The sequence below is a fragment of the Longimicrobium sp. genome (genome assembly GCF_036554565.1).
Lineage (GTDB): Bacteria > Gemmatimonadota > Gemmatimonadetes > Longimicrobiales > Longimicrobiaceae > Longimicrobium.
In genome coordinates this window covers 1-2539 of the sequence record NZ_DATBNB010000041.1, presented here as the reverse complement: position 1 = coordinate 2539, position 2539 = coordinate 1, and the positions used below count along the sequence as shown (strand labels likewise).

Sequence of the window (2539 nt, the reverse complement as noted above, 5' to 3'; positions counted from 1 at the left end):
GCGCTGGACCTCGTGGCCCGCTTCGCCTCGTCGGGCCTTGGCGCCGACGCGGTGCGCGCACTTTCGCCCAGCGCCGACCTGGGGTGGATCGGCCCCGAGCTGGCGCGGGTGGAGGAGATGCGCGCGTTCCTGCGCGGCGATTCCGGCTGGTCGGTGCCCGCCATTCCCGACGTGGTGGAGCCGCTCCGCCGCATGCGGGTGGAGGGGTCGGTGCTGGACGGGCCTCACCTGCGCGACGTGGGCGTGCTGCTGGCCTCGTCGCGCACCACGCGGCGCGCGGTGCTGCACCAGCAGTCCTCGCTCCCGTACCTGTCGCTGATCGCCGGCGGGCTGGCCGAAGCCGAAAAGGACGAGGCCGAGATCGCCCGGACGCTGGACGACGCCGGGCTGGTGCGCGACGAGGCGTCGCCCGCGCTGTACCGCCTGCGGCGTGAGCTGAAGAGCGCCCGCGGCCGGCTGGTGGAGCGGCTGGCCTCGTACATGGCGTCGCTGCCGCCGCACCTGCAGGTGCAGGACTCTTCGGTGACCGTACGCGAGGGGCGCTACGTGATCCCCGTGCGCCGCGAGGGGCGTGGCGAGGTGGGCGGCATCGTCCACGACGAGTCGGCGACGGGGGCCACGCTGTTCGTGGAGCCGCCCGTCGCCGTGGAGATGATGAACCGGCTGCGCGAGCTGGAGGCGCAGGAGGCGCGCGAGGTCACGCGCATCCTCCGCGAGCTGACGGCCCGGCTGCGGCCGCTGCAGCCCGCGCTGCTGGCGTCGCTCGACGCCCTGGTGTCGCTGGATTCACTCTACGCGCGTGCCCGCTACGCGCTGCGCGTGGACGGGCGCGCGCCGGCGCTGCTGGAGCCAGGGACGGAGGAGTACGAGGTGGTGCGCGGCTACCACCCCATTCTCCTGGCGCGGGGCGACGCCGTGGTGCCGTTCGACCTGCGGATGGACCGGGGCGAGCGCACGCTGCTGATCTCTGGCCCCAACACCGGGGGCAAGACGGTGCTGCTCAAGGCCATCGGCCTGGTTTCGCTGCTGGCGCAGAGCGGCGTCATTCCGCCGGTGGCCAAGGGAACGCGGCTTCCCGTGTTCCGCGACGTGTACGCCGACATCGGCGACGAGCAGAGCATCGAGGCGTCGCTTTCCACCTTTTCGGCGCACCTGAAGAACCTGCGCGAGGTGCTGGAGGGCGCGGGGTGGGAGTCGCTGGTGCTGACGGACGAAATCGGCAGCGGAACCGACCCGCAGGAGGGCGCCGCCCTGGCCCGCGCGGTGCTCGTGGAGCTGACGCGCCGCTCGTGCTTCACCGTCGCCACCACGCACCTGGGCCAGCTGAAGCTGCTCGCGGCCGAGGAGCCGGGGATCATCAACGCCTCGCTGCAGTTCGACGCCGAGCGGCTGCAGCCCACCTACCGGCTGCTGAAGGGAATCCCGGGCCGCTCGTACGGGCTGGCGATCGCGCGGCGGCTGGGGCTGGAGCCGCGCCTGCTGGAAGACGCCGAGGCCACGCTTCCGCAGGGCGAGCGAGACGTCGCCCGGCTGCTGCTGGACCTGGAGGCCAAGGAGCAGCGCTTCGCCGACCAGACCGCCGCGCTGGAGCGCAGCCTGGCGGAAACGGCGGCTCTTCGCGAGCAGATGGAGGCACGCGAGCGCGACCTGAAGCAGCGCGAGCGTGACGCGGAACGCCGCGCCCGCCAGCAGGCGCGCGACCTGTTGCTGCAGGCGCGCGCCGAGGTGGAAGCCGCCATCCGCGACGTGCGCGCGGCCGGCGACGCCGAGAAACTGGACGAGGCCGCCCGCGCCGCGCGCCGGAAGGTGGAGGAAGCGGCGCTCCGGCAGCGGGAAAAGACGCCCGCCGAGCGCCGCGCAGCCAAGGCTGGGATGAAGGCCGAGGCTACCGAAATCGAACTGGAGCCCGGGGTGCGGGTGCGGATCGAGTCGCTGGGGCGCACGGGGGTGATCGTGGACGTGCGCGACGGCAAGGCGATGGTGGAGGCGGGCGTGATGCGCCTGCTCCTGCCGCGCGAGGACCTGACGCCGCTCCCCGCGGGCGACCAGGGCGCGGCGCAGCCGAAGGGCCGTCCGTCGGGCGGATACATCAACACCGCCGCGGCGGATGCGCGTCCGGAGGTGGATCTGCGCGGGATGCGGCCCGACGAGGTGGAGACGGTGCTGGGGCGCGCGCTGGACAACGCGCTGCTGGCGGGGCTGCCCACGTTCCGCATCATCCACGGCAAGGGCACGGGTGTGCTGCGCGCGCACGTCCGCGAGCTGCTGAAGGCCGACCGCCGGATTTCGGTCGCGCGCCCGGGCGAGCTGTTCGAGGGCGGGACGGGCGTGACGGTGGTGGAGTTCGCGTAGTTGGCCCGCCGCCCCGGCACCCTGTCATCCTGAGGCCCAGGCGCGCCGCACCAGCCCGTACGCAGGACTGCGCGGGCCGAAGGATCTAGCGGCGGACACGTACAAGCTCGGGCGCGGCAGCGGCGACGGATGCGTGGACCTCGGTTGCCGTGGGGCCCTCACCCGGCCGCGCTGACACGCGTGCCAC

Annotated in this window: 1 protein-coding gene; it reads left to right on the top strand. The window is 73.7% G+C overall.

The window, feature by feature from the left end:
- On the top strand, nucleotides 1–2352 hold a 2352-nt coding region (locus VIB55_RS01175; RefSeq protein WP_331874830.1), incomplete at its 5' end, for an endonuclease MutS2.
- Nucleotides 2353–2539: the final 187 nt, after the last annotated feature.